The organism is Rahnella sp. RcJ3 (genome assembly GCF_009498575.1).
Taxonomy (GTDB): Bacteria; Pseudomonadota; Gammaproteobacteria; order Enterobacterales; family Enterobacteriaceae; genus Rahnella; species Rahnella aceris.
Genome location: NZ_QSNX01000006.1, coordinates 131,758 through 157,946 on the forward strand (window position 1 = coordinate 131,758; position 26,189 = coordinate 157,946).

Below are 26,189 nucleotides of genomic sequence, written 5' to 3' on the forward strand. Positions count from 1 at the left end.
GAAGAGTAATGGGAATGTAAACGATAATTATTATTATGAACGTTGCATATTATGCTCAATGCTTACGCGGCTGCAAGCCTATTTAATGCATGGTTTTTCCGAATGAATAAAAAGTATCCTCATGTTAAACGTGGGTAAAAACGCTTATAAATTAAACGGGAATGAATGTGACTTGCTTGCTGGAAATGTGAAATGGGGTGGGTAAATTTGGATTAAGAATGACAAATAAAAAAGGGCGCAATTTTCATTGCGCCCTTTTTAGGTTTACGGAATCAATTAATTATCAGTTGCCTGAACCAAACATATCCTTGATCCAGCCCGCCACGCCGTTGCTGTCTTTCTTCTCATCCTGAGATTGTGGCTGTTGCTGCTGTCCGGATTGCTGCTGCTGTTGTTGCTGTTGCTGTTGCTGCTGGATCTGTTGTTGCTGTTGCTGAACAGCGCTCACAGAAGCCTGACACATGGCGTCCGGCGAATCAGTCCAGACCGGGATTGAACGCACCGCGCCACTGCCGCCCAGCAAGCCACCGCTGTTGCCACAGACAAAGTTACCGCTGCCATCAATATTCATCGTACTGATGCCTTCCGGCATTTGCAGATCCAGGGGCTGAGGTGTGCCGTTTTCCAGATACCGTCCGTAAAGCACCAGCGCACCGGTAGAACCCCACAGTTTGGACGGGCCGTTGTTGTCGCGGCCTACCCAGGTGATCGCTACCTGATTGCCATCGATACCGGCAAACCAGCTGTCACGCAGTTCGTTCGACGTACCGGTTTTCGCCGCCAGATGCAGTTTCGGGAACTTGTTCGCCAGTGCGCGCGAGGTCCCTTCCTGCACTACCTGCTGCATGGCATACAACGTCAGATACGCTGCCTGAGAAGGGATCACGCGCACAGCCTGCGGGAAGCTCTGATAGAGCACGGTGCCGTCTTCCGCAATCACTGAGCGTACCGCTGACAGTGGCGCTTTGTTGCCGCCACTGGCAATGGTCTGGTATTCCTGCGCAACTTCCATTGGCGTTAACGCAATCGCACCCAGCAACATTGATGGCGTCTGGTTCAGCGACTCTTTAGGGATCCCCAGATCAATCAGCGTTTTGGTGATGTTGTCGAGACCAACGGCCATCCCCAGATTGACTGTCGGGACGTTCATCGAGCGCGCCAGGGCATCCACCAACAGAACCTGACCGCGGAACTGATGGTCATCGTTTTTCGGCGACCATGTCTGACCATTTGCCAGTTTCAACGTCAGCGGCTGATCGGCAAGGATGGTATTGAGCCGGTATTTATCCGGCTGAGACAACGCGGTCAGATAGGTCGCCGGTTTCGCCAGCGAGCCGACCTGACGTCGCGCCTGCATCGCACGGTTGAAGCCCGCGAACTGCGTTTCCGCGCCGCCGACCATCGCCCGCACTTCACCGGTATAACGGTCAACCACCACCATCGCCGTCTCGATATCATTCAAACCGCTTTTCTTGCGCAGTAACGGAATGCCTTCCTCGACCGCTTTTTCCGCCGCATCCTGAGAAATCGGATCCAGCGTGGTGAAGATTTTCACCCCGGACATATCCTGAACTTTATCGCCCAGTTTAGCCTGCAGTTCCTGACGCACCATCTGCATAAACGCAGGCTGCGGCGAAATCACCCCGCCTTTCGGCTGCACGCCCAGCGGACGCGCGCTGAGCATGTCATACAGTTCCTGATCGATAACTTTCTGATCAACCAGCAAACGCAGCACCAGATTACGACGCTGCAAGGCCATTTGCGGATTACGCCACGGGTTATACAGCGAGGCACCTTTCACCATACCCACCAGCAATGCCTGCTGATCCAGACTCAGTTCGTTCACCGGACGGCCAAAGTAATACAGGCTTGCCAGCGGGAAACCGCGGATTTGATCAGAACCGCTCTGGCCGAGATACACTTCGTTCAGATACAGCTCAAGAATGCGGTCTTTGCTGTAATCTGCATCCAGCAGGATCGCCATCACCGCTTCACGCGCTTTACGGCTCAGCGAACGTTCGTTGGTCAGGAACAGGTTTTTCACCAACTGTTGCGTCAGCGTTGACCCCCCCTGCACCGCATGACCGGCGGTGAGGTTAGCCACCACGGCACGACCGATGGAATAGAAGTTGATACCGTCATGCTCATAGAAATGACGGTCTTCCGTGGCCAGCAGCGTATCGACCAGCAAATCAGGGAAGCCGGAACGTGGCACGAACAGACGCTGTTCACCGTTGGCGTTGGACGCCTGCAACATAGTGATCAGACGCGGATCGAGGCGGAACAGACCAAAATCACGCTGGTTATCCAGGTTTTTAATCTCGGAAAGACTGTTGCCGTCAAACATCAGGCGGGCGTTGACCTGCCCTTCTTTTCCTTCCGGAAAATCAAACGGACGGCGCAGCAAATCAATGTAATTCGCGTGAACCGTAAACTCGCCCGGACGGGTGATGCGCGTCACTTCGCGATACTGCGTGCCTTCCAGCAATCCGACCATTTCAGCTTTGCTGATTTGCATGTCCGGCTCAAGATTGACCTGACGGCCATACACCGCCGCAGGTAACTGCCAGACTTTGCCGCCATCGATGCGGTCATGAATTTGCTTGTTGAGATAAACCGCGTAAATCCCCAGCAAAATCAGGAAGACGACAAACAGTTTGACTAATAACCAGAACAGACGGCGCCTGGCGCTTTTCTTCCCGCCTTTGTTCGCTTTACGCGGCGGGGCTTTACGGCTCATGCGTGACTCCCGTTCTTCTTCGTAGTCATCATCATCCTCATACTCGTCATCGATTTCCTCTTCATATTCTTCGTAGTCGTCATCCCGGCGGCTACGGCGAACGGGACGAGCCCGCGCAGGCTTGCGCCCGGCAGGTTTACCTTTACGGCCAATCGGCTCGCGATCATCGCCAGACATCAGTCAATCTCCCAACGTGCTGCTGTGTTCGTCATAATGATTCTGCTTAGCTGAGTCATTTTCATTTTTGATTTCAAATGGATAGTCTATCTGGCCTGAAGTTCAGGCCGCAAGGCGCTTACTCTGTGCCCCGCTTTATGTTTCGCCCAGAAGAAATGTCTGAAAAATTGTTCTTTCCATGCACATTTCATCATGGCGCTGAAGACTTCTTGGTACGGCGCGTCGGCAATGCCTGCGCCGGATTGTCCGGCCACGGATGTTTCGGATAGCGCCCTTTCATTTCTTTCTGCACTTCGCGATAAGAACCCTGCCAGAATGCCGCCAGATCGGCGGTGATCTGCAACGGCCTCTGTGCCGGTGACAGCAGTTCCAGCACCACAGCAACACGCCCTTCCGCCAGTTGCGGGCTACGCTGCTCGCCGAACATCTCCTGCATTCTCACCGAGAGCGCCGGTGGCTGGTCTGCATGATAACGGATTGGCAGACGACTGCCAGTCGGCACGGTGTAATGAGTCGGCAACGCACTGTCCAGACGCTGACGCTGTTGCCAGTCAAGCAGCCTTAGCAAGGCATCATGTAAATCAACCTGCTGCAACGATTTCAGCGAACGAACACCCTGTAAAGAAGGCTGTAACCAGCGTTCCAGACCGTCGAGCAAAGCCTGATCGTCAACCGAAGGCCAGTCGGCTTCCGGCAACCATTTTGCGGCGCAAAGAAGCCGCACGCGCAATTGCTCCACGGCGACCGACCAGTTCAGCGCCTGCAAACCCTGCGTGCGGATCCAGTCGATCAGCGCCTGTTGCAGCTCTCCGTCGTCCGGCTTTGCCAGCGGATTGGCTTTCAGCACCAGACGCCCGATCTGCCAGCGGCGCCAGGCGCGCAGCGTGCCTTTTTCTTCATCCCATTCTACCGCCGTCTGTTCTTTGACGACATCCGGCAGGCGCGACGGAAGTTGCGAAATATCCAGCGTGATCGCCAGCAAAATACGGGCATCCGGGCTGTTGTTGCCCTGTAATAACTGCGGCGCGACCAGCCACGGTGCGCGGGTTAATCCGTCATCCTGCGGCAAGGACGCCCCCAGTCCGTTCGCCAGCAGATAACGGCCATCTTCGCCGCGACGCTGGGCAATACGATCGCTGAACGCCCGCGCCAGTAACCACGGCGCGAGCGAAGCATCAGGCTCACCGCTTTTCGCGCCGGTACGCTGCGCCAGTTGTTTTGCCCGCCGCTGCCAGTTTCCCTGCGGACGGCTGAACCAGTAATCCATATCCGGTAACCCGCCGCGTGGCGGTTCTTCAAGCATTGCCGCCAGCAGCGCCGACGTTGCCAGCGCATCGGGACTTTGTGCTGTGGCAGAAATCAGCATCGCCGCCAGCCGCGGCTCACAGCCAAGCCGGGCCATGCGTTGTCCGGCAGTGGTGAGTTTACCCTGCGCATCGGTTGCGCCAAGCTGCTGTAAAAGATTTTTTGCGGCAGACAGCGAAGCGGGGGGCGGCATATCCAGCCACTGAAGTTGCGCCGGATCCTGACAGCCCCACTGCAACAACTCGAGCCAGAAACTGCTCAGGTCACTTTGCAGAATTTCGGCTTCCGCCTGAGCACTGGCGCGTTCCGCCTGCTCTTTGCTGAAAAGATGCCAGCACAAGCCCGGCTCCAGACGACCTGCACGGCCCGCACGTTGGGTCATCGACGCCTGGCTGATACGTTGTGTTACCAGCCGCGTCAGGCCGCTGCGCGGGTCAAACTGCGCGCTGCGCTCCAGACCACTGTCGACCACCAGACGGATACCTTCGATGGTCAGACTGGTTTCAGCAATATTCGTCGCCAGCACCACTTTGCGGCGTCCGGCCGGTGAGGGCTGAATGGCTTTTTGCTGTTGTTCCAGCGACAGCGCACCGTACAACGGGCAGAGATCGACGTCGTCCGTCAGTCTGCCGGTCAGCAAATTCTGTACACGGGTGATTTCCGCCACACCGGGTAAAAACAGCAGCATCGAGCCGTGATTTTCACTCATCAGACGGCTGACTACCCGCGCCACGCCTTCATCCAGCCGTTCGTGTGTCGCGAGAGAAAGATACTGCCTGTCGACCGGAAAACTGCGGCCTGCGGATTCAATCACTGGCGCATCCGGCAGTAAAGAAGACAGGCGCAGGTTGTCGAGCGTGGCCGACATAATCAGAATTTTTAAATCATCGCGCAGCGCATTCTGCACATCGAGCAACAATGCCAGCGCCAGATCGGCCTGCAAACTGCGCTCATGGAATTCATCGAGGATCACCATCGACACGCCGGTCAGTTCGGGATCAGCCTGTACCATGCGGGTCAGAATGCCTTGGGTCACCACTTCAAGACGGGTCGCCGCGCTGGTTTTGCTTTCTGCACGCATGCGATACCCCACTGTCTGCCCCGGCGTTTCGTTCAGTTGCTGCGCCAGACGGAAAGCGACGTTTTTCGCCGCCAGACGGCGCGGTTCAAGCAGCAGGATCTTACCCGGCAGGTTGGCCTGTTTCAGCAACTGCAACGGCAGCCAGGTGGATTTACCGGCACCGGTTGGCGCAAGCAACAGCACCTGCTGAGCCTGTTGCAGTGCAGCTAAAAGCGGTTCGAGTACGGCGCTGACCGGCAAAGAAGACAATGAATGCTCCATGAGAGTTAACTTTAAACGGCGGGCATTGTAGCATTTAGCCCCACATCCGGCATGTTGCCGTGATTTGTCTTCACAGGAATCTCTATGTCTGCCGAACGCCGCCTGTTTTTCGCCTTATCGCTGCCCGCAAAAATGCAAAAGCAGGTGATTAAGTGGCGCGCGGACCACTTCCCGGCGGACACTGGCCGCCCCGTCACAGCCGCTAATCTGCATATTACGCTGGCGTTTCTCGGTGAAGTCAGCGCCCTCAAAGAGGCCGCGCTGACCCGCGTCGCCGGGCGCATTCAGGGACAGAGATTCAGCGTAGTACTGGATGATATTGGCCACTGGCCGGGCTCCGGCGTGGTATGGATTGGCACAAAACGCGCGCCCAATGCCTTGTTGCAACTGGCGTCCGTATTGCGATCTCACGCTGCGCGCAACGGTTGTCATCAGAGTACACTGCCGTTTCATCCGCATGTGTCGCTGTACCGCAATGCGACCCGTCCGGTCGCGGTTCCTCCGGCCACACCTGGCTGGCAACTGGACGCCACAGAATTCAGTTTGTACGAATCCCTGTTTGAGCGGGGGCGCACCCGTTATCACTGCCTGCAAACCTGGCCGCTGGGCGATACGCAGGCAACCTGATCTCTTTTAGCCCTCTTTTTAACAAGAACATTTCACACGGAAACTTTCATGCACTTCGAGCCTGCGCTTCAATCGGCTACGCTGATCAAACGTTACAAACGGTTTCTCGCTGACGTGATTACGCCGGACGGCACGGAACTGACCTTGCACTGCGCCAACACCGGCGCGATGACCGGTTGCGCGACTCCCGGCGACACCGTCTGGTATTCCACCTCGGACAATCTCAAACGTAAATATCCACACAGCTGGGAACTGACCGAAACCCAACAAAAACACTGGATTTGCGTCAATACGCTGCGGGCCAATCAACTGGTCCGTGAGGCAATCAATGAACAGCAAATACCGGAATTATCCGGTTACAGTAAATTAACAACAGAAGTAAAATACGGCGCCGAAAACAGCCGTATAGACTTGATGTTACAGGCAGAAAATCAACCGGACTGCTATATTGAAGTGAAGTCTGTCACGTTGCTGCAGGAGGGGTTGGGATTCTTCCCCGACGCAGTCACACTGCGCGGTCAGAAGCATTTACGCGAGTTACAGTCGATGGCAGAGCAGGGGCAGCGGGCGGTACTTTTCTTCGCTGTTTTACATTCAGGTATTGAAAGCGTATCCGCTGCACACCATATTGATCCGCGTTATACCGATTTACTGAAGTATGTCCAAAACAAGGGTGTCGAAGTGATGTGCTACAGTGCTGAACTTTCTGCTGAGGGTATGCGCCTCACAAAAAGGTTACCGCTGCTGGCAATATCAGCCAGTGAACATAAAGAGTTCGGATAACCCTGTAATAACCTGTCGGCGGCATAAAAAACAGGTCGCGAATACGCTTTTCCTCACAGGCTTGTCAAGCACCTGCGATGAATAATTGCCAACCTCGTTGCCTTCTGTTATTTATAGCGGCCTGATTTTTTCCCCCGTTGGGGATCGAAATGTTCGAAGCCTGTACGTTGCGGCTATGCCGGAACGGGAAAAGTGGATGAACATAGTGCGTGTTATGTAGGAGAAGCATCATGCAAGAAGGCCAAACCCGTAAGACGTCGTCCTTGAGCATTCTCGCTATCGCTGGGGTGCAGCCGTATCAAGAGAAGCCGGGCGAAGAGTATATGAACGACGCTCAGCTGGCTCACTTCAAAAAGATTCTTGAAGCATGGCGCAATCAGCTCAGGGATGAAGTCGATCGTACCGTTTCACACATGCAGGATGAAGCCGCAAACTTCCCTGATCCGGTAGACCGTGCCGCTCAGGAAGAAGAATTCAGCCTCGAACTGCGTAACCGTGACCGTGAACGTAAGCTGATCAAAAAGATTGAAAAAACACTGAAAAAAGTGGAAGACGAGGATTTCGGCTATTGCGATTCCTGTGGTGTTGAGATTGGCATCCGCCGTCTTGAAGCCCGTCCTACCGCTGATTTGTGTATCGACTGTAAGACTCTGGCAGAAATCCGCGAAAAGCAGATGGCTGGCTAAGTCCCCGGGTTCCACGCGGTGCGTCATGCACCGCGTTCCCTTTTAACGCTGTCCCCATTCGTATGCCGCAAGAACAACACTACACAGGCCGTTTCGCCCCCTCACCTTCCGGTGACCTTCATTTTGGTTCCCTGATCGCCGCTCTCGGCAGTTATCTGCATGCCCGCTCACAAAACGGTATCTGGTTAGTGCGCATTGACGATATCGATCCGCCGCGTGAAATCCCCGGTTCTGCTGACCGTATCCTGAGAACGCTGGAGCGTTACGGGCTGGAATGGGATGGCGATGTGCTCTGGCAGTCAAAACGTCACGGCGCTTACCGCGACGTGCTGGACTGGCTGTATCAGCAGCAAAAAAGTTATTACTGCACCTGTACCCGCCAGCGTATTGCGCAAATCGGTGGCACCTATGACGGCCACTGCCGCAGCCTGCAACTCAGCCCGGAAAATGCGGCCATACGTCTGCATCAGACGTTGCCGGTGTACGGTTTTGACGATGATTTTCAGGGGCATTTACAGGCCAGTCCTAAACTGGCCGAAGAAGATTTTATTATCCGTCGCCGCGACGGGCTGTTTGCCTATAATCTGGCAGTAGTGATCGATGACCATTTTCAGGGCGTGAATCACATTGTGCGCGGCGCGGATCTGATTGAACCGACCGTGCGCCAGATTTCGCTGTACCGGCATCTGGGTTATCCGCAGCCGGGATATCTGCATTTGCCACTGGCCGTCAATGAAGAAGGCAACAAGCTTTCCAAGCAGAATCACGCGCCGGCGCTGCCCGCAGGCGATCCGCGACCGGTTATCATTAAGGCGCTGAAATTTTTAGGGCAAACGTTGCCGGAAAACTGGCAGGATTACACTTTGCCTTTATTATTACGCTGGGCGACAACGCACTGGACACCATCAGCGATACCGCGTCAGAGCGCTAATGCATAGCAGATGTGACTTCGGCATTCTCAAAGCGCCTGTCGTGAGCTATGATTAGCCGCTGTTTTTGCGTCACGTCAATTTTTTCAGTCACTATCGAGGTGTACCATTTTTACCCGAGTAGCCAATTTTTGCCGTAAGGTGCTAGTTCGTGAAGATAAAGTCGTTCGTGAAGAAAAGGCTGTTCATGACGAAGCCGCGCTTCATGGAGAACCTAATCGCGAGGAGAATTCCCGTCGTGATCCGTCTCCTGTGGCCGAAGGCAATGTGAAGGCAAACAATCCTGAACGTCGTGAAAATCGCGGCCGTCGGGAAGACAACGCGAACAGAGGCGAACGCCGCAATAACAACAGCCGCCGCTCTTCTTCATCTTATCCGCCGCGTGGTGAACGCAGCGATAACCGTGGTGATCGTAATAACGAGCCGCGCGCCGACCGCAACGTACAGCGCGCTCCGCGCCCTTCTGTCGAACATGTACAGAAACCGCGCCCCTCATTCGATTACGCCGGTGAAACCCGTGCGATGACCATTATTCCCCGCGATGAGCACAATATTTCTCGTCGTGATATCAGCGAAAACGCCCTGAAAGTGTTGTACCGCCTGAACAAGTCTGGCTTTGAAGCCTTCCTGGTCGGCGGCGGTGTGCGTGATTTGCTGCTGGATAAAAAACCAAAAGATTTCGACATCACCACCAACGCAACGCCGGATCAGGTACGCAAGCTGTTCCGTAACTGCCGTCTGGTTGGTCGTCGTTTTCGTCTGGCTCACGTGATGTTTGGGCCGGAAATCATCGAAGTGGCGACGTTCCGCGGTCACCATGAACAGCACGAAGAAACCGAAGATAAAAACGTATCCCAGCAGGCTGTGAACGGCATGCTGCTGCGCGACAACATTTTCGGCACCATTGAAGACGACGCCCAGCGCCGTGACTTCACCATTAACAGCCTGTATTACGGCGTTGCGGACTTCACCGTACGTGATTACACCGGCGGTCTGCGTGACCTGGAAAACGGCATCATCCGTCTGATCGGTGATCCTGAAACCCGTTATCGTGAAGATCCGGTGCGTATGCTGCGCGCAGTACGTTTCGCTGCCAAACTGGACATGAAAATCAGCCCGGAAACGGCCGAACCGATCCCACGTCTGGCGACGCTGTTACAGGAAATCCCGCCAGCGCGTCTGTTCGAAGAATCCCTGAAGCTGTTGCAGGCCGGTTACGGTTACGAGACGTATAAAAAGCTTTGTGAATACCAGCTGTTCCAGCCGTTGTTCCCGCTGATTGCCCGCCAGTTTACTGAGCAAGGCGACAGCCCGATGGAACACATTCTGATTCAGGTGCTGAAAAATACCGACCACCGTCTGCATAACGATCAGCGCGTCAATCCGGCGTTCCTGTTCGCCGCTATGCTGTGGTATCCGGTGATCGAGCATGCACAGAAGCTGGCGCAGGAAGGCGGTCTGACCTATTACGACGCCTTCGCGCTGGCAATGAACGATGTGCTCGACGAGCAATGCCGTACGCTGGCCATTCCAAAACGTATTACCACGCTGGTACGTGATATCTGGGCGCTGCAACTGCGCCTGTCACGTCGTCAGGGCAAACGTGCGCACAAGCTGATGGAGCATCCTAAGTTCCGCGCGGCGTATGATTTACTGGTACTGCGCGCTGAAGTCGAACAGCACCGCGAATTGCAGAGTCTGGCGCAGTGGTGGGGCGAGTTCCAGGAAGCGACACCGGCATCGCAGAAAAGCATGCTCGGTACGCTGGGTGACGACGCTGTACCTGCACGCCGTGCACGTACCCGCCGTCCGCGTAAACGGGCGCCGCGCAAGGATGGCGGTCAATGATCCGCGTTTACCTGGCTCTGGGCAGTAATCTTGCCCGTCCGCTTGACCAGGTAAACTGTGCGCTGGAGGCGCTGGCACATTTGCCGCGCACCCGCTTTGTGGCCGCATCCCCGTTTTACCGCAGTAAACCGCTGGGACCACAGGATCAACCTGATTATCTGAATGCTGTGGTGGCGCTCGATACGCTACTGCCGCCGGAAGAGTTGCTCGATTGCACACAAGGGATCGAGCAAAATCAGGGACGCGTTCGCAAAGCCGAACGCTGGGGGCCGCGGACGTTAGATCTTGATATGCTGATTTATGGCGATCAGGTGATCAACACCGAGCGTTTAACGGTGCCGCATTACGACATGAAAAACCGCGAATTCATGCTGTATCCGCTGGCCGATCTGGCACCAGAACTGGTGTTCCCTGACGGCGAAACCTTGCAAACTCTGCTCGCCCGCGTGCCGCTTAACGGTCTGACCCAATGGTAAGTCGCTCAGCGACTTATCCGCACTTCCAGCCCACCTTCTGCTCTATTTTGATAAACCACGTTCAGATGATGTAACTGCGCGATCCTTTGTACGATCGAAATCCCCAATCCGCTGCCCGTTTGTTCCTGTCCTGGTGGCCGGTAAAAACGCTCACCGAGCCTTGCCAGATGTTCATTGCTGATGCCCGGCCCCTGATCTTCAACCGTCATTCCCCACGGTTTCAGTCGCACCGTCACGCAGGTTCCGGCCGGAGAATAACGGATCGCGTTATCCAGCAGATTGCGCACCATCAGCGAAAGCAGCAGCGACTGACCACGCATTTCAGGCGGAACGCCCTGCTGTTCAAAACGTAATTCGATACCTTTGCCGTGCGCGCGGTAATCCTGTTCCGCCAGACTTTGAGTGACCAGCGAAGGCCAGTCGATACGTTCCAGCTCTTCAGGCGTGGAAAAACTTTCCAGCCGAGAAAGTGTCAGCAGTTGATCCACCAGCCGCGTAGCGCGATCGATACTGATCGTCAGATTTTCCAGCGCATGGTCGCGCATTTCAGCGTCATCGCCGGAAAGCTGTACGACTTCGGTTTGCACACGTAAAGCCGCCAGCGGACTGCGCAGCTCGTGAGCGGCATCAGATGTAAACCGCCGTTCACGCACCAGCATCTCACTCGTGCGGTCAAACAGAGAATTGAGCGCATTTGCCAGCGGCAACACCTCACCGGGTAACTGATGAGTCTCGATGGGCGCGGCATCTTCCGGCGAGCGCTGACGCAAGCCTTCCGCCACGCGGCGCAGCGGCCGCAGTTCAAGCGTCACCATCACAATCAGCGCCAGTAACAAAATGGGCAACGAAGCCAGCCACGGCGTCAGCTGGCCACTCACCAGGCTCCAGGCCATATCATTGCGGTAATCCTGTTCCTGCCCGACCGCGACGCGATATTGTCCGTCCGGCGAAGTCAGCCAGACCATACGCCAGACATCGCTGTCCCCTCTCAGCTCGACATCGTTAAACCCCTGCGTGTCACCGTCAAAACGGATGCGTTTGCCGTTCTCGCCATCATTGAGCAGCATCTGCCCGTGACGATTGAAGATGGCAAACGTCAGCGCGTCGTCATCGGTATGGCCGCGTGAGCCCTTGCGGACCATTTTTTTAGTGTCCGGCAGCTCAGTGTCTTTTTGCAGATTGAGCCGGTCGCCTAAGCCGGTGGCAGCCAGACGTTTGGCGAACAGCATCTGCTGGGTATCGAAAACTTCGTTGATATGTTTGCGGGTCTGATGCCACGCCACACCGCTGGCAATCAGCCAGGTCAGCAGCGCCAGCAGGGAAAAAAGCAGGATAAGGCGCAGGCGCAGACTCAGATTGTTCAGCTTTTGCAGTTTCTTCAGCCGCCTCACGATTCCCCTCCTTCACCCGGTTTTATCTCATCCCCGAGCGTGTACCCCACGCCATGCACGGTGCGAATAAAGCCTTTGCCAAGTTTACTGCGCAGATGGTGAATATGGACTTCCACCGCGTTACTGCTGACCTCATCTTCCCAGCTGTAGAGCTTTTCCTGAATAAGCGTACGCGCCAGCACACGACCTTTGTTGCGAAGAAACAACTCCAGCACAGTCACTTCACGCGGGGTCAGCGTCACGGCTTCTCCGCTGAGCGTCACACTGCGGGCTGCGGGATCAAATTCCACTGCGCCATGGGTGACCTTCGGCGTTATCACGCCGTGGCGACGGCGGATCAGCGCCTGCAACCGTGCTGCGACTTCCACCAGCGCAAACGGCTTACACAGATAATCATCGGCACCGGCCTGCAACCCGCCGACGCGCTGCTCCAGCGCATCGCGCGCGGTGAGGATAAGCACTGGCGTATCCCGGCCAGCCTTTCGCCATTCACGCAAAAGCTGCATACCATCCATACCCGGCAGGCTTAAATCGAGGATCACCGCATCGTACGGCGCACTGTCAAGCGCGGCCTTGCCGGTCAGCCCGTCGGTAAACCAGTCGAGCGTAAAACCCAGTTTCGCCAGCCCGGCTTTGATGCCGTCGCCAATCATCTTGTCGTCTTCAATCAATAGAATTCGCATGGTTCCCTCCGTTTTTGCCATTATAGCCGAGGCTTCTTAATCACTTCTTAAGACACAGATCATCCTGCCCGTTATCAAACAAGCTGTCTGACTTTCGGCTCATACAGTAGAATACTGGCATCGTATTCATCCGATGAATTATTCAAAGGAACGTGTTCATGAAACCAACCACGCTGAGCCAGCTTCGCCAATGGAAGCAGGAAAAACATAAATTTGCGACCATTACCGCGTATGACGCCAGTTTTGCGCAGCTGTTTGCGGAACAAGGGATCAGCGTCATGCTGATTGGCGATTCTCTGGGCATGGTCGTTCAGGGTCAGGATTCCACCCTGCCAGTGACGGTAGAAGAGATTGCTTACCATACGCGTTGTGTGCGTCGCGGCGCACCTCACGCGTTATTGCTCGCTGACCTGCCGTTCATGAGTTACGCCACGCCGGAGCAGGCGTTTGAAAGCGCCGCCGTGCTGATGCGCGCGGGTGGCAATATGGTCAAACTCGAAGGCGGAAGCTGGCTGTGTGATACGGTCAGAATGCTGACCGAACGCGCAGTGCCGGTGTGTGGCCATCTGGGGCTGACGCCACAGTCGGTGAATATTTTCGGCGGCTACAAAGTTCAGGGTCGCGATGAAGTGGCCGCCAATCAGCTGATCAAAGATGCGATGATGCTCGAAGAAGCGGGTGCGCAACTGCTGGTGCTGGAATGTGTGCCGGTCGATCTGGCACGCCGCGTCACCGAAGAACTCAGTATTCCGGTTATCGGCATCGGCGCAGGCAATGTGACCGACGGCCAGATTCTGGTGATGCACGACGCATTCGGCATTACCGGGGGCCATACGCCAAAATTCGCCAAAGACTTCCTCAGCGAAGCAGGCGATATTCGTGGCGCGGTGCGTTTGTATGTTGATCAGGTCGCGCAAGGCGTGTATCCGGGTGAAGAACATTCCTTTAAATAATCGGGAGAAGGCTGGTGTTGATAATTGACAACGTGGCGCTGCTGCGTCGCGAAATCCGGGATTTTCGTAAGAATAACAAACGTATCGCGCTGGTGCCGACCATGGGCAATCTGCACGAAGGCCATATGACGCTGGTGGAAGAAGCCAAAGCCCGCGGCGATGTGGTCGTGGTGAGTATTTTCGTCAACCCGATGCAGTTCGAGCGCCCGGATGACCTCGAGCGTTATCCGCGCACCTTGCAGGAAGACTGCGAGAAGCTGAACAAACGCGGCGTGGATCTGGTTTTTGCACCGTCACCGGCAGAAGTCTATCCGAAAGGTCTGGCGATCCAAACACAGGTTGATGTGCCAGTGATTTCCACCATTCTGGAAGGTGCGAGCCGTCCGGGACATTTCCGTGGCGTCTCCACCATCGTCAGCAAACTGTTCAATCTGGTGCAGCCGCAGGTGGCCTGTTTCGGGCAAAAAGACTTCCAGCAACTGGCGCTGCTGCGCACCATGGTGGAAGACATGGGCTACGATATTGAGATAGTGGGCGTGCCAATTGTGCGCGCTAAAGACGGTCTGGCACTGAGTTCACGCAACGGCTATCTGACTGCCGAGGAACGTAAACTCGCACCCCAGCTTAACAAAATCATGAATGCGCTGGCTGAACGGCTGAGCCAGGGCGAGCGCCATGTCGATGAAATGTTGCAGGAAACCGCGCAGCAACTTCGCGAAGCGGGTTTCACGCCGGACGAACTGTTTATCCGTGATGCGAAAACCTTGCAGGAGTTGTCCGTCGACAGCACATCTGCGGTGATCCTGATGGCGGCCTGGCTGGGTAAAGCCAGACTGATTGATAATCAGGAGGTTGATCTGACGCAGTAGACAGCGCAGGTCAAATCGGCAACTATGTTGGCCGCCGGAAAACATCAGTATTTGGCTATGTCAGCCCGGCGGGTTCCCAGACTATTTACGCACGAAGGGTCACACGCAATGGTACGTACAATGCTGCAAGGCAAACTGCACCGGGTTCACGTAACTCAGGCAGATTTGCATTACGAAGGCTCCTGCGCCATCGATCAGGACTTTCTCGATGCCTCAGGCATTCTGGAATACGAAGCAATTGATATTTATAACGTTGATAACGGTCAGCGTTTCTCGACATACGCCATCGCGGCAGAACGCGGTTCGCGTATTATTTCAGTCAACGGCGCGGCAGCGCGTTGTGCCTGTGTCGGCGATCTGCTGATCATCTGTTCTTACGTGCAGATGTCAGATGAACAAGCCCGCCAGCACAAACCGAAAGTGGCCTATTTCGAAGGTGAAAACCAACTGAAACGCACCGCCAAAGCCGTGCCGGTTCAGGTGGCTTGATAAAACGCCTTCCCCTGCGAAGGGGAAGGATGGGAGGGGGTTTTAAATACAAAGCAATGAGTTAAAGCACACTTCGAATTTAGTTTTTGACCTTGATACCCCACCCCAGCCCTCCCCTTCGCAGGGGAGGGAGCACAAAAAAATCAACTTCTCAGACCACGCCCGCGCTCGATCAAGTACCACGCCAGCCAATAAAACACCGCGATAAATGCCACCAGCACGCTCATGGTAAACACCAGCGGCACGTCAGAAATCCCCAGGAAACCGTAACGGAAACCGCTGATCATGTAGACGATCGGGTTCAGCTTAGAGATCGCCTGCCAGATTGGCGGCAACAGGGAAAGCGAGTAAAACACGCCACCCAGATAGGTCAGCGGGGTCAGCACAAATGTCGGGATCAGGCTGATGTCATCAAACGTTGTTGCAAACACGGCGTTCAGCAGACCGCCCAGAGAAAACAGGATCGCGGTCAGTAACAGTGTCAGCGCAATGATCCACCAGGAATGGATCACCAGCGGCACGAAGAACAACGAGATCGCCGTGACCAGGATCCCCACGCAGATCCCGCGCGCCACGCCGCCGCCGACATAACCGGCAATAACGACATGCGTCGGCACCGGAGCCACCAGCAGTTCTTCAATATTGCGCTGGAATTTGGCGCTGAAGAACGACGAGGCCACGTTGGCGTAGGAGTTAGTGATCACCGCCATCATGATAAGCCCCGGCACGATAAACTGCATGTAGGTGAAACCGTGCATGTTGCCAATCTGTGCGCCGATCAGATTACCAAAGATGATGAAATATAAGGTCATGGTGATGACCGGCGGAACCAGCGTTTGGATCCAGATGCGACCAAACCGGTTGATCTCTTTCAGCCAGATACTTTTGAGTGCCACCCAATACAATTGCGACATTATTTCTTTTCCTCGCTGCCGTTCACCAGCGTGACAAACAGCTCTTCCAGACGGTTCGCCTTGTTACGCATACTCAATACCTGCACGCCCTGCTTGCTCAGCTGGCTGAACAGGGAATTCAGTCCCTGCTCGCGCATGACTTCCACTTCCAGCGTTGACGTATCCGTCAGCTTACTGCGATAACCTTCCAGCACCGGCAGCGGACTTTTCGCGCCTAAATCCAGAATGAAAGTTTCAGATTTAAGCTTCGAGAGCAGTTCCTTCATGCTGGTGTTTTCCACCAACTGACCGCCCTGAATAATACCGATGTTACGGCACAGCATTTCCGCTTCTTCCAGATAGTGCGTGGTCAGAATGATGGTCGTGCCCTGTGCGTTCAGCTCTTTCAGGAAACCCCACATTGAGCGACGTAATTCGATATCCACACCCGCCGTTGGCTCATCGAGGATCAGCAATTTTGGCTCGTGCATCAGCGCACGGGCGATCATCAGACGACGCTTCATCCCGCCGGACAGCATGCGCGAACGCTCGTTGCGTTTGCCCCAGAGATCCAACTGCGTCAGATATTTTTCAGCACGTTGCAATGCCAGCGGACGTGGCACGCCGTAATAACCGGCCTGATTAACCACCACCTGCATGACGGTTTCAAACGGGTTGAAGTTAAATTCCTGCGGCACCAGCCCGAGCTGACGTTTAGCGTTGACGATATCTTTATCGATGTCATAGCCAAACACCTGCACTTTGCCGGCGGTTTTGTTGACCAGTGAACTGATGATGCCAATGGTGGTGGATTTACCCGCACCGTTTGGCCCAAGCAGGGCATAAAAATCGCCAGCTTCGACGCGCAGATCGATTCCACGCAAAGCCTGTACACCACCGGCGTAAGTTTTGGTTAACTTTTCCAGTTCCAATGCATAATTCATAAAGGGAGCGTACCTTCTTGTGAAAACCCTGTTGTAAGAATGAGTAAACGGAGATGCCGAATCAGTTTGAAAAGTCGGGGCATTGCCCTATATTACTCCATCGCAGTCAGCTCGTAACACAGGCTATTAACATCAATGAATGACATAGAAAGACTCATCAGCAATAACGCAGCCTGGTCCAAAACCATGATTGATGAAGATCCTGGTTTCTTTGAGCGGCTTTCCCAATCTCAAAAACCCCGCTTTCTGTGGATTGGCTGTTCTGACAGCCGTGTTCCCGCCGAGCGCCTGACAGGGCTTGAGCCAGGCGAACTGTTCGTTCACCGTAACGTTGCCAACCTGGTCATCCACACCGACCTTAACTGCCTGTCCGTTGTGCAATATGCTATCGACGTGCTGGAAGTCGAACACGTGATTATCTGCGGTCACTACGGCTGTGGCGGTGTGCAGTCGGCGGTTGAAAACCCTGAACTGGGTTTGATTAATAACTGGTTGTTGCATATCCGGGACATCTGGTACAAACACAGTTCCCTGCTGGGCGAACTGTCGCCAGAGAAGCGCCTCGATAAGTTATGTGAACTGAACGTGGTTGAGCAAGTTTACAACCTCGGCCACTCCACCGTGATGCAATCGGCCTGGAAACGCGGCCAGAAAGTCACGCTGCACGGCTGGGTTTACGGCATTCTGGACGGACGTCTGCGCAACCTAGAAGTTGATGCCACCAGCCGCGAAACACTGGAACAGCGCTACCGTCAGGGCGTCTCCGCCTTGCTGAACGGCGACCCGCAATAACAAGCCGCTCTACTCTACAGAAATTCAAAAAACAAAAGGCACAAAAATGTGCCTTTTTTACCATTTATTTTTCCTGCACTTACAACGCGAACACTATAAATCAATGAGTTATAAATACTGTAAGCAGCTGTAAGACCTACAAAGATGCTTAGGTGTGGACACTATGTGGACACTCCAGCCCCGCTTTTCCCCTCAGTGGATTAAAGGAAATTGCGTCCTGCAGGAAGTCCGGAGCGAAGTGAGCATAGACCATTGTCTGGTTGATATTCGCGTGTCCGAGAATTCTTTGCAGGGTGATTATGTTCCCGCCGTTCATCATGAAATGTGTGGCAAACGTATGTCGCAGCACATGCAATGATTGCCCTTTCGGTAAGTCTGGCTTCACCGATTTCAATAGCAGCCGGAAGGTCAAGTAATCGGCATCAGGAAAAAGTAATCCAGACTTCTGATTTTTGACTGCCTTACATACCTCATCTGAGATCGGGACTGTTCTGGGTTTGCCATTTTTGGTATTGAGAAAAGTCACTCGGTTATTAATGACGTTCTCAACCTTCAAACTGCTTATTTCTCCCCAGCGGCCTCCTGTACTCAGGCTCAGGATCGCAATCCTCTTATTGTCCCCTTCCAAAACAGACAGCAACTCCTCAATTTCATCAGCAGACATAAAAGTCATGGATGATAGCTGCCCTTTTAGCAACGTTACGCCATGCAACGGATTTTCAGCGTGGAATAAACCTGCTTCGTTCAGGTAAGTAAACAGACCACTCAGCAACATCAAATTGCGGTTTACCGTCGTTGCCTTAACGCCCTTCGCCAATCTCAAAGACTTAAATTTTGTAATAGCCAGGCTATCAATTTGGAAAGAACAAGGGTCATCCATCAGGTTGCAGATGAATTCCAGTTTGGCTTTATCGAGCTTGCCGTGTTTCACGTTCTGCCCGTGATAGAGCCACCACAGTTCTATCAGCTCGGATAACGGCCGCTTGTCTGCCGGTTTAGATAGCCATTCTTTGTCGTGATAATTAACCGCTACATATTTTTCGTAGGCGGCTGCTTCATGTTTCTTGTCGAACCTACGCCGGAAGCGCTTTCCGTTGCGCCCCTGCGGTCTGATGTCCACTTCATAACGACCATCATCGAGCTTCTTAATCGACATATTGAAGCCCTCCGGAATCGTGGGTACTGCAAAGACTCTGTGATTCTATAAAACGTAAAAAGTCGAAATGTAGCGTTAACCAGTCTTTTTGTCGGAGTGGGACGACGTTGTTTCGTCCTGCCCAAAGTGTGCGAGAACCGGCGCGATCTGTCCGGCTTCAGGGGAAATTTGATCAGTCATGAACCACATTGTGTATTTTGTGAACTTAGGTTGATTCAGAAGTTTCATCGTCATTTCTAAGCTCATGCCTTTCGTTCCATTTTCATAGCTCGAAAGTGTCGCATATTTAATTCCAGTTAACTCACTGAAATCCTTACGAGTAAGCCTCTCCGACTCACGGATGAGCTTGATTTTCTCCGATACCTCTATTGACATAATTATACCATCGTCAAATAATGTGACCATTGTAAGGCAGAAATTTGCCACCATTGGCAATTAAAAGCAGTTATAGGCAATTAATTACACTATCGGAGAGATTAGCAGATGGGCAAACAAATCGTAAGTGTGTCGGATGTCCTGCCGTATTCGGAATTTGCTAAGGCAATTGGTAAAACGCCCGCAGCAGTAAAAGGGATGATTGAAGCTGGCAAGCTCCCAATTGTCGAAATGCGTAACCCTGAAAATCCTACAGCACGTGCGGAAAACTGGGTTTATCTCCCTGCCTGGAACGCAGGTATGAAGTTGGCGTTTGAAAAGCGTCCAAAAGAGATTCGCGACGGCTGGCTAATGTGGCTTGGCTTGGGCGAGCCGAAGTAATACTTCGTTAGATTGATATTTAAGTTGGAGGAAAGCATGGCTAAAAATATTGGTTCCACAATTCAGGACAGTTTACTTTTTTTAGATTTTCAAGATGTAAATAAAGGAAGGACATTCGTCCTTTTAACTTCAATTATATCTATTCAACGAAATGGCGAAGGTGCTCTTATCACCTTAGATTCGGGACTGGAGATTTCAGTTCATTTAAGTGTCACAGCAGTAATGAGCACAATTGCATATGCCGTTAAGAATTGCCGCAGATCTCACCCCGAAGTAGCAGACACGATTCCTGCAATGTTTATTTTTGCCTTATCTGAGGAAGATAAGGCCAGTCTAGACCGGCCTATGGAAGCTATTAGATACGCTCGATAAAGCTTTTTAAATGCGGTTCTATTGGGAATTTTTGATCAATTAGATGATCAATTTCATTCACAAGACCTTTGAGTTCAGATCCTAAAGCACTCGCCCCATCGGGGGTTTCGATGGATTTTAACAGTTTTACTAAATCTGTCAGTTGAGCGCGAACCTTGGCTTCTCTACTCATAAATGTCTCCTTTTGTAATGTGTTTAAACCTGAGTCATCTCGCGAAAGGTAATCAGGCTGAACAACTTTACCATATGAATCATGGTGAAAGAGTGCATGTTTCCATTTCAGGCACTCGAGCCAACATAGGACAGGTGAAGATGAGTATCTCAGTTGCACCACTGCTGAAAAGACAAAGCCCTTCCCGCAGTTTTGGACATGGCTGGATTGAGCTACCAGGTGGCAAACGCTGGAATCCAGCTAAACCGCAAATGTATTCAACCGGTTCGATCCGGAAGCCCTTCTACAAACGCTTCTTTGGTTGAGGTGTCTATGCAATCGCAAACATTGAGCTATTCGGAAAGTATCCCGAAGGAAAAAAGAGAGGCATGTTTTCAGCATATTATCGGGATCCGAAAAATGCTGACCAGCCAGAAAAATATTGCGCAGGAAACGTTTGATGAAAGTACGCCGACCATGCGCAAATTGATCTGCTTCCATGCTGGATTAAAAAGTCGTCATATCAATATGCGTTTCTTTGAATTGGCGCACAGTGAAAGAATAAAGGTCATTGAAGCACTTAACTCACTCATTGAGTTTGGTAACGCGCTTCCGGCCTTTATTAGTGAAACCGACTCAGTTCTCAACATAGAACATTAATACATCTGAAATTTAATTGGCGTTCAACCCGCCGGGCATTCTTTTGCCTAAAAACAGGATTGGATAATGGAAGAAATCATAAATGAAGCTCGTTCTGACGAACGTTTAAATCGTGCAGCCGTATTCGCTGCACGTCTTGAGGCTATCGCATGTTTCATCATCAAGCAGGCAATGACCGGCACTGAAGCCGCCGAAGCTTTACGCGTTGAGGCTACCCGCATCCAAAACGAAGCGGGAGAATTTCATTAATGGCTGATGTTATTGATGCTGCCCAAGAACGAGCGGACCTGATCTTAGAGTCACAAATTCAAGCTGCCCGCATAAGCACTACGGGCGCTTCCTCCATGTATTGCCTCGACTGTGACCGCCCTATTCCTGAAGAACGCCGCGCAGCTCTGCCTGGCGTTGATCTGTGTGTCTATTGCAAGGAAATCAGTGAGCTAAACGCTAAGCATTACCGAGAGAGTAAATGATTTTGTTCTCGATGGCATTGCTCATTCTGGCTGGCATCAATGCTGGCTATCTGATCATTGATATCAAAGACGGTTTGTAATGCAGAACAATCGCTTTACTTCTCAGACTGAAACGCCCGATGTTTGGGCGTTCCCCTGGAATAAACCCCTAGCCCCAATCGTCCCCCAAGAAAGGCCGAGACCGCTTACTCGTGATGAATACGATCAGGGGCAAGCGGTTTTAATCAAAGTAAAAAATCTCTCTAAAGACCTGCAAGAAATTTTCACTGGCCGCCATAAGTACCTGCTCAAAACTCAGGGCATTCACGCAGCCAATAAATATCTGGTTTATACCCTTGGACGCAGCATCCTGCCGCGTGTCGATGCAGTTAATAAAGCCCATGCAATGAATATCAATGCCACCATGAAATTCATCTCAGAGGCCGATGTTTATCACCAGTTACCAGGCATGAGCGACAAGCCACTGCGTCGTTTCACACATAGCATTGCCGGACAGTTGAAGAGTATTTATGAAGACCGTTGCGATCAGCTGTTGGCTGAAAATGGTGGAGATTACGCAGTACTTCTTCAGTCTGATACGCAGTGCGCTCTGTATCGTGATATTGCAGGAATGTCTCGTGCCTTCAACGTCAGCCCTATGTATTGGACAAAATTCACTAAAGGCAAGCTTGATGCAACGTCTGCCATCGCTGGCATGTCTCGGCTGGTAAATCCCGATTGGTGGTTAAGTCAGTTGAAAGGCCAGCGTACCCGCTGGCGTGAGTCATTGCTGATCGCAATCGGCAAGGTTAACCGTGACGCGTCTCCCTATGCTAGTAAGCAGGCTATCCGTGAAGTTCGTTCCCGCCGACTGTCGAATCTGGACTATCTAAAAAGCCGCGACCTGGAGAATGTCGAAACCGGCGAGCGTATCAGTTTGATCGATAAAGTCATGGCGAGTATTTCAAACCCTGAAATCCGCCGCATGGAGCTGATGAGCACTATCGCCGGCACCGAAAAATATGCTGCCGCGAATGGTGACGTCGGGATGTTTCTGACCATCACCACCCCTTCTAAATTTCACCCGACCCGCATGGTTGGTAAAGGTGACAACAAGCGCGTTCAGCGAAATCACTCCTGGGACAAAGAGGCCTATACGCCTAAAGATGCACAGCGTTATCTTTGCGGGATCTGGAGCAAAATGCGCACCGCGTTCAAAGACAGTGGCCTGTCCGTTTATGGTATGCGTGTAGTAGAGCCTCACCACGACGCGACTCCGCACTGGCACATGATGTTATTCACCAAGCCTGCCATGCGTAAGTCGGTGATCGATATCATGCGCAAATACGCCATGAAAGAAGACGGTGACGAGCGCGGCGCAGCAAAGAACCGCTTTGACTGTAAGCACCTGAACCGAGGCGGTGCTGCTGGCTACATCGCTAAATACATCGCGAAGAATATCGACGGTTACGCACTGGAAGGCGAACGCGACCACGAGACCGGCGAGCTTCTGACGGATTCCGCTGCTGCTGTTACTGCCTGGGCTGCAACATGGCGTATCCCTCAATTCCATCCCATCGGCCTGCCTACTATGGGTTCATACCGTGAGTGCCGCCGCATCCGTTCCATCAGTTTGACTGAAACCTTTGACGAAGAAGTGGAAGCCGTTCGTGCTGCTGCTGATGCCGGTGACTTTATGGCGTACATGACTGCCCAGGGCGGCGCTAATGTACCGCGTGACGATCAGACGGTGCGCGTAGCACGTCGCGTTGCCAATGAGCTGAACGCCTACGATGAAGAAGTGAAAAAAGTTGTGGGCATTTTCGCGCCCCACCTCGGCGAATCACATGTATATGAAACGCGCACCACTGAATGGCGCATCGTTGCTTCTGCCGTTGATTCTGAGGTTTTGACCGCAAAAAGCGCCTCCGGCGCGCCTCGGAGTCCTGTCAATAACTGTGGGTTGGGGGAAGAGATGCAAAGTATATTCGGAACTCTTAGTAGTCGTACTGACTGTTTGATAGCGCCAGACTGCCGTAAACTAGCGATAACCGAATTAACAACCATGCCCTTAGATCGAGGTCATGAGGTCATAAGAGAATGAAGATACTTAAATAAATTATTCTGTGAAAATTGGGAGTGATGGGTAAGACATTCTATAATTTTTTGCAGAATTAGGGGGATTATCAAAGTCTATGAAATTAACCTAGACTGCTTACATATCAGCCATAAACTTGTTGAGAGTGATCATTCCATAGTTTTTTTGAAAATTTAGTTGCTTTGTACCGTAAAAATATACTATACAATATGAAAAACACAATAAATATTAATGCATTAACAATAGTTTGAAAAATCACATGCTTATCAACTATAAAAACTATAGGACTTAAAATGGAAAATTATTTACGCAGAGTTACTATTGATGGACTTTTTCAAAACGGAAATAACTACACTATTGATTTTATTGAAGGTGCAAACTGTATATATGGCAACAATGGCACTGGTAAAACCTCTATTATTAACCTCATAGTAAGTTGTTTAAACTGTGATTTAAATAAACTTAGATCAATACCATTTGAGAAAGTTATTTTATATTTAGCAAAGACGGGGCAAGTAAGACAAAGAAAATTCATGCAAGTTGTAAAAACACCTCATAGCATCATTGAAGGGAAATTTACACCTGGATTTTTTACTTTGAGTACTTCTAACAACCCAGAACCAATTATAATACCTTTTGGCCCATTAAGTGGTTCACAATCTCTCGAAGATACTGATACTGAATTCGTAACTCAATTGGAAATATTTAAGAATAACATTGAGTCTGAGATAACCCTGACGCACGTGCCCCTTCTGCGCATGCATGATAGTGAAATCTTCAGTGAAAATGGTCATGATGAATTCTTACAAATGGCTTTAAGAAAGAGAAGAATAAACCAAAAGCAAATATCTGAAATCATAGATCCAAGTTATCGCGTGATATCTTCAATTCAATCTCAATTTACTGAGGAGGTTAATGTAAGAAGAAAGGAAATAACTGCTTCCTTAGAGACTCTAAAATCAAAAATAATAGAAAAGGTCATGATAGATCAGAAACTCTTAACTCAATCCAAAAAGGCACTTCAGTCAGTATCAAAGGTAATGTCAAGTCCTGATAACACATTAGATGCGAGTAGCTATTTTAAAAAATTAAAAGATGCAAAAATTGACGTACCTGAAGAAAAAGTTATGGAACACTTTCAATTATGGAGTGAACTTGGTTCTAAGTGTAGAGATGAGTGGAAAGAATTAAACAGAATCACTGAAGCCTCTCGAAAAGAAAATAAATCGTTTCAGGACAACGAGGCAAGTCGAAAGGCCCATGAGAAATTTAATAACACCTATATGACATTGTTCTCTATAACAAACATATATGATAGATTTTTATCAATAGTGGAGGATGTCGAAGTAATGCAGATCCAGAAAAACGAAATATGGAAAATGTTTACGGATTATGAAAATGAAGTAAACATGTATTTTTCCCCTTCAAAAAAATTCAATTTAAATGAGGATGGAGAATTCAGACTGAAGGCAAAAAATAGGCCAATACGATTACAGGATCTATCATCAGGTGAAAAACATATTATAACAATTTTAGGCCGAGCCACGTTATCAAAAGCTAACGGTGCCGTGTTTGTAGCCGACGAACCAGAACTTTCACTTCATTTAGACTGGCAAAGAAAGATATTAGGCTCTATAAAAAAACTATCACCTCTATCACAGATCATTGTAGCCACTCATTCACCATCCATTTTCACCAAGGGAGCTAATCTTATCAACCTGGAGGATTGTCGCTAATGCCAACCATTCCTGTTTATGATATCGAAGAAAATTTGCGTAGGGTTGACATGCAGAGGAGGATAAAATTTATTATCGTGGAGGGAAAAGATGATGTTCCTATATATGAGAGTTTAGTCAGTTCAGCAATTGAAGGTATTGAGTTTGACGTAATCTATTCAGGCGGCAAACCTAGAATTAAAAAATTCCTTGAAGATAACCAGGAATTGGTGAATTGCATTGTTATTGTGGATAGGGATTTTGACCTCATTGATATTGAATCAGAACGGCTTGTTTTTTTAGAAAGATACTCCATTGAAAACTTTTACTTTTGTGAAGATGTGATTAAATCCGTTATTGCAATGAGTCTTAAAATGAAAAAAAATGACGCACTAGAAATAGTCGACCTTCATGCTTTCATTGAATACAGCACACCTTTATTATTGAGACTATTTTACGCAATTCATTATTATCAAAGAGTTGTTGTTGCTGAACTTAATATGCAAGGTCTACCATCTCCGGGTTGGAGTGATACGTTCATTTGCATGAATGATTCTTGGAAGGTGTGCCCAGATAAGATAGAAGAGCTAATACATAATTTGTATCAAAATGGATATAATGAGCAACTTGCGAAGGAATATTATGAGACACAGTATATTTCATCAGGTAATATCCTCGCTGACTTCCCTGGTAAAATGTTGAAAGTCGCCTTACAACGCTACCTTAAAGATAGTGTAATTAGAATAAACCCAAAATTTGGAAGTAAGTTCAGCAATACTGATACTACGTGCACACTATTAATGTCAAACTTGCATCACTCATCGACTCTCAAAACCAACTTACAACCTGTATTCAATTTTTTATCGGCATGACCCTCACTAACAACAAACAGGGTCTAAGTT

The 26,189-nt window shown here is 51.1% G+C and carries 28 protein-coding genes; 19 read left to right on the forward strand and 9 right to left on the reverse strand.

All coding sequences use genetic code 11. From position 1 onward, the window contains the following. Window positions 1–283: 283 nt before the first annotated feature. A complete protein-coding gene (gene mrcB, locus DXU84_RS10005) occupies window positions 284–2,917 on the reverse strand; it encodes a bifunctional glycosyl transferase/transpeptidase (RefSeq protein ID WP_112197469.1) in 2,634 nt (877 codons plus the stop codon). A 190-nt stretch (window positions 2,918–3,107) separates the two neighbouring features. Beyond that, on the reverse strand, window positions 3,108–5,552 hold the full coding sequence (gene hrpB / locus DXU84_RS10010; protein WP_153375658.1) for an ATP-dependent helicase HrpB: 2,445 nt from the start codon (window positions 5,550–5,552) through the stop codon (window positions 3,108–3,110). 96 nt (window positions 5,553–5,648) lie between these two features. Here hrpB and thpR point away from each other — a divergent pair, with 96 nt between their 5' ends. The 6 genes from thpR (at window position 5,649) to folK (ending at window position 10,913) form a co-directional block, all read left to right on the forward strand. Continuing rightward, the gene (gene thpR, locus DXU84_RS10015) at window positions 5,649–6,191 is read left to right on the forward strand and encodes an RNA 2',3'-cyclic phosphodiesterase (RefSeq protein ID WP_153375587.1); all 543 of its coding nucleotides are present in this window, start codon (window positions 5,649–5,651) and stop codon (window positions 6,189–6,191) included. A 48-nt stretch (window positions 6,192–6,239) separates the two neighbouring features. Continuing rightward, window positions 6,240–6,974: a DNA/RNA nuclease SfsA gene (gene sfsA, locus DXU84_RS10020; protein WP_013576942.1), complete on the forward strand. Its 735-nt coding sequence runs from the start codon at window positions 6,240–6,242 to the stop codon at window positions 6,972–6,974. A 230-nt stretch (window positions 6,975–7,204) separates the two neighbouring features. Then, complete coding sequence (dksA, locus tag DXU84_RS10025; RefSeq protein ID WP_013576943.1) at window positions 7,205–7,660, forward strand: RNA polymerase-binding protein DksA; 456 nt, start codon at window positions 7,205–7,207, stop codon at window positions 7,658–7,660. 62 nt (window positions 7,661–7,722) lie between these two features. Then, window positions 7,723–8,598 carry a tRNA glutamyl-Q(34) synthetase GluQRS gene (gene gluQRS, locus DXU84_RS10030; protein ID WP_013576944.1) on the forward strand — a complete coding sequence of 292 codons (876 nt, stop codon included), beginning with the start codon at window positions 7,723–7,725 and terminating at the stop codon, window positions 8,596–8,598. A gap of 513 nt (window positions 8,599–9,111) precedes the next feature. After that, the gene (gene pcnB, locus DXU84_RS10035; RefSeq protein ID WP_037033568.1) at window positions 9,112–10,437 is read left to right on the forward strand and encodes a polynucleotide adenylyltransferase PcnB; all 1,326 of its coding nucleotides are present in this window, start codon (window positions 9,112–9,114) and stop codon (window positions 10,435–10,437) included. Further along, window positions 10,434–10,913, forward strand: coding sequence for a 2-amino-4-hydroxy-6-hydroxymethyldihydropteridine diphosphokinase (gene folK, locus DXU84_RS10040; protein WP_037033383.1), 480 nt, complete (start codon window positions 10,434–10,436; stop codon window positions 10,911–10,913). Before pcnB ends, folK begins: the two co-directional genes overlap by 4 nt. Window positions 10,914–10,918: 5 nt before the next feature. On the opposite strand, the gene qseC is transcribed toward folK, so the two are convergent. Next, window positions 10,919–12,277 carry a quorum sensing histidine kinase QseC gene (qseC, locus tag DXU84_RS10045; protein ID WP_153375660.1) on the reverse strand — a complete coding sequence of 453 codons (1,359 nt, stop codon included), beginning with the start codon at window positions 12,275–12,277 and terminating at the stop codon, window positions 10,919–10,921. A gap of 23 nt (window positions 12,278–12,300) precedes the next feature. Next, on the reverse strand, window positions 12,301–12,987 hold the full coding sequence (gene qseB / locus DXU84_RS10050) for a quorum sensing response regulator transcription factor QseB (protein WP_112150943.1): 687 nt from the start codon (window positions 12,985–12,987) through the stop codon (window positions 12,301–12,303). Between the two features lie 158 nt (window positions 12,988–13,145). Here qseB and panB point away from each other — a divergent pair, with 158 nt between their 5' ends. The 3 genes from panB (at window position 13,146) to panD (ending at window position 15,298) form a co-directional block, all read left to right on the forward strand. Next, on the forward strand, window positions 13,146–13,940 hold the full coding sequence (gene panB, locus DXU84_RS10055) for a 3-methyl-2-oxobutanoate hydroxymethyltransferase (RefSeq protein WP_013576949.1): 795 nt from the start codon (window positions 13,146–13,148) through the stop codon (window positions 13,938–13,940). A gap of 14 nt (window positions 13,941–13,954) precedes the next feature. Then, the gene (gene panC / locus DXU84_RS10060) at window positions 13,955–14,809 is read left to right on the forward strand and encodes a pantoate--beta-alanine ligase (RefSeq protein ID WP_370461762.1); all 855 of its coding nucleotides are present in this window, start codon (window positions 13,955–13,957) and stop codon (window positions 14,807–14,809) included. A gap of 108 nt (window positions 14,810–14,917) precedes the next feature. Continuing rightward, window positions 14,918–15,298 (forward strand): aspartate 1-decarboxylase, encoded by a 381-nt coding sequence (gene panD, locus DXU84_RS10065; protein WP_013576951.1) that lies wholly within the window; start codon window positions 14,918–14,920, stop codon window positions 15,296–15,298. A gap of 143 nt (window positions 15,299–15,441) precedes the next feature. Here the strand turns inward: panD and DXU84_RS10070 are convergent, their stop codons facing one another. Both DXU84_RS10070 and DXU84_RS10075 read right to left on the reverse strand, forming a co-directional pair. Further along, entirely contained in the window at window positions 15,442–16,212 is a 771-nt protein-coding gene (locus tag DXU84_RS10070) for an ABC transporter permease (RefSeq protein ID WP_013576952.1), read from the reverse strand. After that, window positions 16,212–17,135, reverse strand: a complete 924-nt coding sequence (locus DXU84_RS10075; protein WP_013576953.1) for an ABC transporter ATP-binding protein — start codon at window positions 17,133–17,135, stop codon at window positions 16,212–16,214. Before DXU84_RS10075 ends, DXU84_RS10070 begins: the two co-directional genes overlap by 1 nt. 135 nt (window positions 17,136–17,270) lie before the next feature. Between DXU84_RS10075 and can the strand changes: the two genes are divergently transcribed. Next, window positions 17,271–17,927 (forward strand): carbonate dehydratase, encoded by a 657-nt coding sequence (gene can, locus DXU84_RS10080; RefSeq protein ID WP_013576954.1) that lies wholly within the window; start codon window positions 17,271–17,273, stop codon window positions 17,925–17,927. A 148-nt stretch (window positions 17,928–18,075) separates the two neighbouring features. On the opposite strand, the gene DXU84_RS10085 is transcribed toward can, so the two are convergent. Both DXU84_RS10085 and DXU84_RS10090 read right to left on the reverse strand, forming a co-directional pair. Continuing rightward, window positions 18,076–19,083, reverse strand: a complete 1,008-nt coding sequence (locus DXU84_RS10085) for a tyrosine-type recombinase/integrase (protein ID WP_120134967.1) — start codon at window positions 19,081–19,083, stop codon at window positions 18,076–18,078. A 75-nt stretch (window positions 19,084–19,158) separates the two neighbouring features. Then, window positions 19,159–19,458: a helix-turn-helix transcriptional regulator gene (locus DXU84_RS10090; RefSeq protein WP_112287003.1), complete on the reverse strand. Its 300-nt coding sequence runs from the start codon at window positions 19,456–19,458 to the stop codon at window positions 19,159–19,161. 108 nt (window positions 19,459–19,566) lie between these two features. On the opposite strand from DXU84_RS10090, the gene DXU84_RS10095 reads away from it, so the two are divergent. Together DXU84_RS10095 and DXU84_RS10100 are read left to right on the forward strand one after the other, a co-directional pair. Continuing rightward, on the forward strand, window positions 19,567–19,839 hold the full coding sequence (locus DXU84_RS10095; protein ID WP_112286857.1) for a Cox family DNA-binding protein: 273 nt from the start codon (window positions 19,567–19,569) through the stop codon (window positions 19,837–19,839). A 36-nt stretch (window positions 19,840–19,875) separates the two neighbouring features. Then, window positions 19,876–20,211 carry a hypothetical protein gene (locus DXU84_RS10100; RefSeq protein ID WP_112286858.1) on the forward strand — a complete coding sequence of 112 codons (336 nt, stop codon included), beginning with the start codon at window positions 19,876–19,878 and terminating at the stop codon, window positions 20,209–20,211. On the opposite strand, the gene DXU84_RS10105 is transcribed toward DXU84_RS10100, so the two are convergent. Further along, window positions 20,195–20,383, reverse strand: a complete 189-nt coding sequence (locus DXU84_RS10105; RefSeq protein WP_153375591.1) for a hypothetical protein — start codon at window positions 20,381–20,383, stop codon at window positions 20,195–20,197. The two genes, DXU84_RS10100 and DXU84_RS10105, sit on opposite strands and share 17 nt — an antisense overlap. 140 nt (window positions 20,384–20,523) lie before the next feature. Between DXU84_RS10105 and DXU84_RS10110 the strand changes: the two genes are divergently transcribed. The 7 genes from DXU84_RS10110 to DXU84_RS10140 all read left to right on the forward strand — a co-directional run bounded on the left by DXU84_RS10110 (window position 20,524) and on the right by DXU84_RS10140 (window position 26,159). Beyond that, on the forward strand, window positions 20,524–20,688 hold the full coding sequence (locus DXU84_RS10110; RefSeq protein WP_112286860.1) for a phage filamentation protein Fil family protein: 165 nt from the start codon (window positions 20,524–20,526) through the stop codon (window positions 20,686–20,688). A gap of 7 nt (window positions 20,689–20,695) precedes the next feature. After that, window positions 20,696–21,022 (forward strand): hypothetical protein, encoded by a 327-nt coding sequence (locus DXU84_RS10115; protein ID WP_223509138.1) that lies wholly within the window; start codon window positions 20,696–20,698, stop codon window positions 21,020–21,022. A 66-nt stretch (window positions 21,023–21,088) separates the two neighbouring features. Further along, the gene (locus tag DXU84_RS10120; RefSeq protein ID WP_112286861.1) at window positions 21,089–21,271 is read left to right on the forward strand and encodes a DUF2732 family protein; all 183 of its coding nucleotides are present in this window, start codon (window positions 21,089–21,091) and stop codon (window positions 21,269–21,271) included. Beyond that, complete coding sequence (locus DXU84_RS10125; RefSeq protein ID WP_153375593.1) at window positions 21,271–21,495, forward strand: TraR/DksA family transcriptional regulator; 225 nt, start codon at window positions 21,271–21,273, stop codon at window positions 21,493–21,495. The genes DXU84_RS10120 and DXU84_RS10125 overlap by 1 nt, the downstream gene beginning before the upstream one ends. Window positions 21,496–21,574: 79 nt before the next feature. Continuing rightward, window positions 21,575–23,578 carry a replication endonuclease gene (locus tag DXU84_RS10130; RefSeq protein WP_228388989.1) on the forward strand — a complete coding sequence of 668 codons (2,004 nt, stop codon included), beginning with the start codon at window positions 21,575–21,577 and terminating at the stop codon, window positions 23,576–23,578. A 287-nt stretch (window positions 23,579–23,865) separates the two neighbouring features. After that, window positions 23,866–25,308: an AAA family ATPase gene (locus tag DXU84_RS10135; protein ID WP_153375595.1), complete on the forward strand. Its 1,443-nt coding sequence runs from the start codon at window positions 23,866–23,868 to the stop codon at window positions 25,306–25,308. Next, on the forward strand, window positions 25,308–26,159 hold the full coding sequence (locus DXU84_RS10140; protein WP_153375597.1) for a DUF4435 domain-containing protein: 852 nt from the start codon (window positions 25,308–25,310) through the stop codon (window positions 26,157–26,159). The genes DXU84_RS10135 and DXU84_RS10140 overlap by 1 nt, the downstream gene beginning before the upstream one ends. Window positions 26,160–26,189: the final 30 nt, after the last annotated feature.

Bases quoted from the DNA above. Each gene is read 5' to 3' on its own strand.
- sfsA (WP_013576942.1), top strand. From the start codon at position 6,240: ATGCACTTCGAGCCTGCGCTTCAATCGGCTACGCTGATCAAACGTTAC.
- DXU84_RS10140 (WP_153375597.1), top strand. From the start codon at position 25,308: ATGCCAACCATTCCTGTTTATGATATCGAAGAAAATTTGCGTAGGGTT.
- thpR (WP_153375587.1), top strand. From the start codon at position 5,649: ATGTCTGCCGAACGCCGCCTGTTTTTCGCCTTATCGCTGCCCGCAAAA.
- dksA (WP_013576943.1), top strand. From the start codon at position 7,205: ATGCAAGAAGGCCAAACCCGTAAGACGTCGTCCTTGAGCATTCTCGCT.
- qseB (WP_112150943.1), bottom strand. From the start codon at position 12,987: ATGCGAATTCTATTGATTGAAGACGACAAGATGATTGGCGACGGCATC.
- DXU84_RS10075 (WP_013576953.1), bottom strand. From the start codon at position 17,135: ATGAATTATGCATTGGAACTGGAAAAGTTAACCAAAACTTACGCCGGT.
- DXU84_RS10105 (WP_153375591.1), bottom strand. From the start codon at position 20,383: ATGAGTAGAGAAGCCAAGGTTCGCGCTCAACTGACAGATTTAGTAAAA.
- gluQRS (WP_013576944.1), top strand. From the start codon at position 7,723: ATGCCGCAAGAACAACACTACACAGGCCGTTTCGCCCCCTCACCTTCC.
- DXU84_RS10120 (WP_112286861.1), top strand. From the start codon at position 21,089: ATGGAAGAAATCATAAATGAAGCTCGTTCTGACGAACGTTTAAATCGT.
- DXU84_RS10125 (WP_153375593.1), top strand. From the start codon at position 21,271: ATGGCTGATGTTATTGATGCTGCCCAAGAACGAGCGGACCTGATCTTA.
- DXU84_RS10085 (WP_120134967.1), bottom strand. From the start codon at position 19,083: ATGTCGATTAAGAAGCTCGATGATGGTCGTTATGAAGTGGACATCAGA.
- DXU84_RS10090 (WP_112287003.1), bottom strand. From the start codon at position 19,458: ATGTCAATAGAGGTATCGGAGAAAATCAAGCTCATCCGTGAGTCGGAG.
- DXU84_RS10095 (WP_112286857.1), top strand. From the start codon at position 19,567: ATGGGCAAACAAATCGTAAGTGTGTCGGATGTCCTGCCGTATTCGGAA.
- mrcB (WP_112197469.1), bottom strand. From the start codon at position 2,917: ATGTCTGGCGATGATCGCGAGCCGATTGGCCGTAAAGGTAAACCTGCC.
- panB (WP_013576949.1), top strand. From the start codon at position 13,146: ATGAAACCAACCACGCTGAGCCAGCTTCGCCAATGGAAGCAGGAAAAA.
- folK (WP_037033383.1), top strand. From the start codon at position 10,434: ATGATCCGCGTTTACCTGGCTCTGGGCAGTAATCTTGCCCGTCCGCTT.
- DXU84_RS10110 (WP_112286860.1), top strand. From the start codon at position 20,524: ATGAGTATCTCAGTTGCACCACTGCTGAAAAGACAAAGCCCTTCCCGC.
- can (WP_013576954.1), top strand. From the start codon at position 17,271: ATGAATGACATAGAAAGACTCATCAGCAATAACGCAGCCTGGTCCAAA.
- DXU84_RS10100 (WP_112286858.1), top strand. From the start codon at position 19,876: ATGGCTAAAAATATTGGTTCCACAATTCAGGACAGTTTACTTTTTTTA.
- panD (WP_013576951.1), top strand. From the start codon at position 14,918: ATGGTACGTACAATGCTGCAAGGCAAACTGCACCGGGTTCACGTAACT.
- pcnB (WP_037033568.1), top strand. From the start codon at position 9,112: ATGACCATTATTCCCCGCGATGAGCACAATATTTCTCGTCGTGATATC.
- DXU84_RS10135 (WP_153375595.1), top strand. From the start codon at position 23,866: ATGGAAAATTATTTACGCAGAGTTACTATTGATGGACTTTTTCAAAAC.
- DXU84_RS10070 (WP_013576952.1), bottom strand. From the start codon at position 16,212: ATGTCGCAATTGTATTGGGTGGCACTCAAAAGTATCTGGCTGAAAGAG.
- DXU84_RS10115 (WP_223509138.1), top strand. From the start codon at position 20,696: ATGCAATCGCAAACATTGAGCTATTCGGAAAGTATCCCGAAGGAAAAA.
- DXU84_RS10130 (WP_228388989.1), top strand. From the start codon at position 21,575: ATGCAGAACAATCGCTTTACTTCTCAGACTGAAACGCCCGATGTTTGG.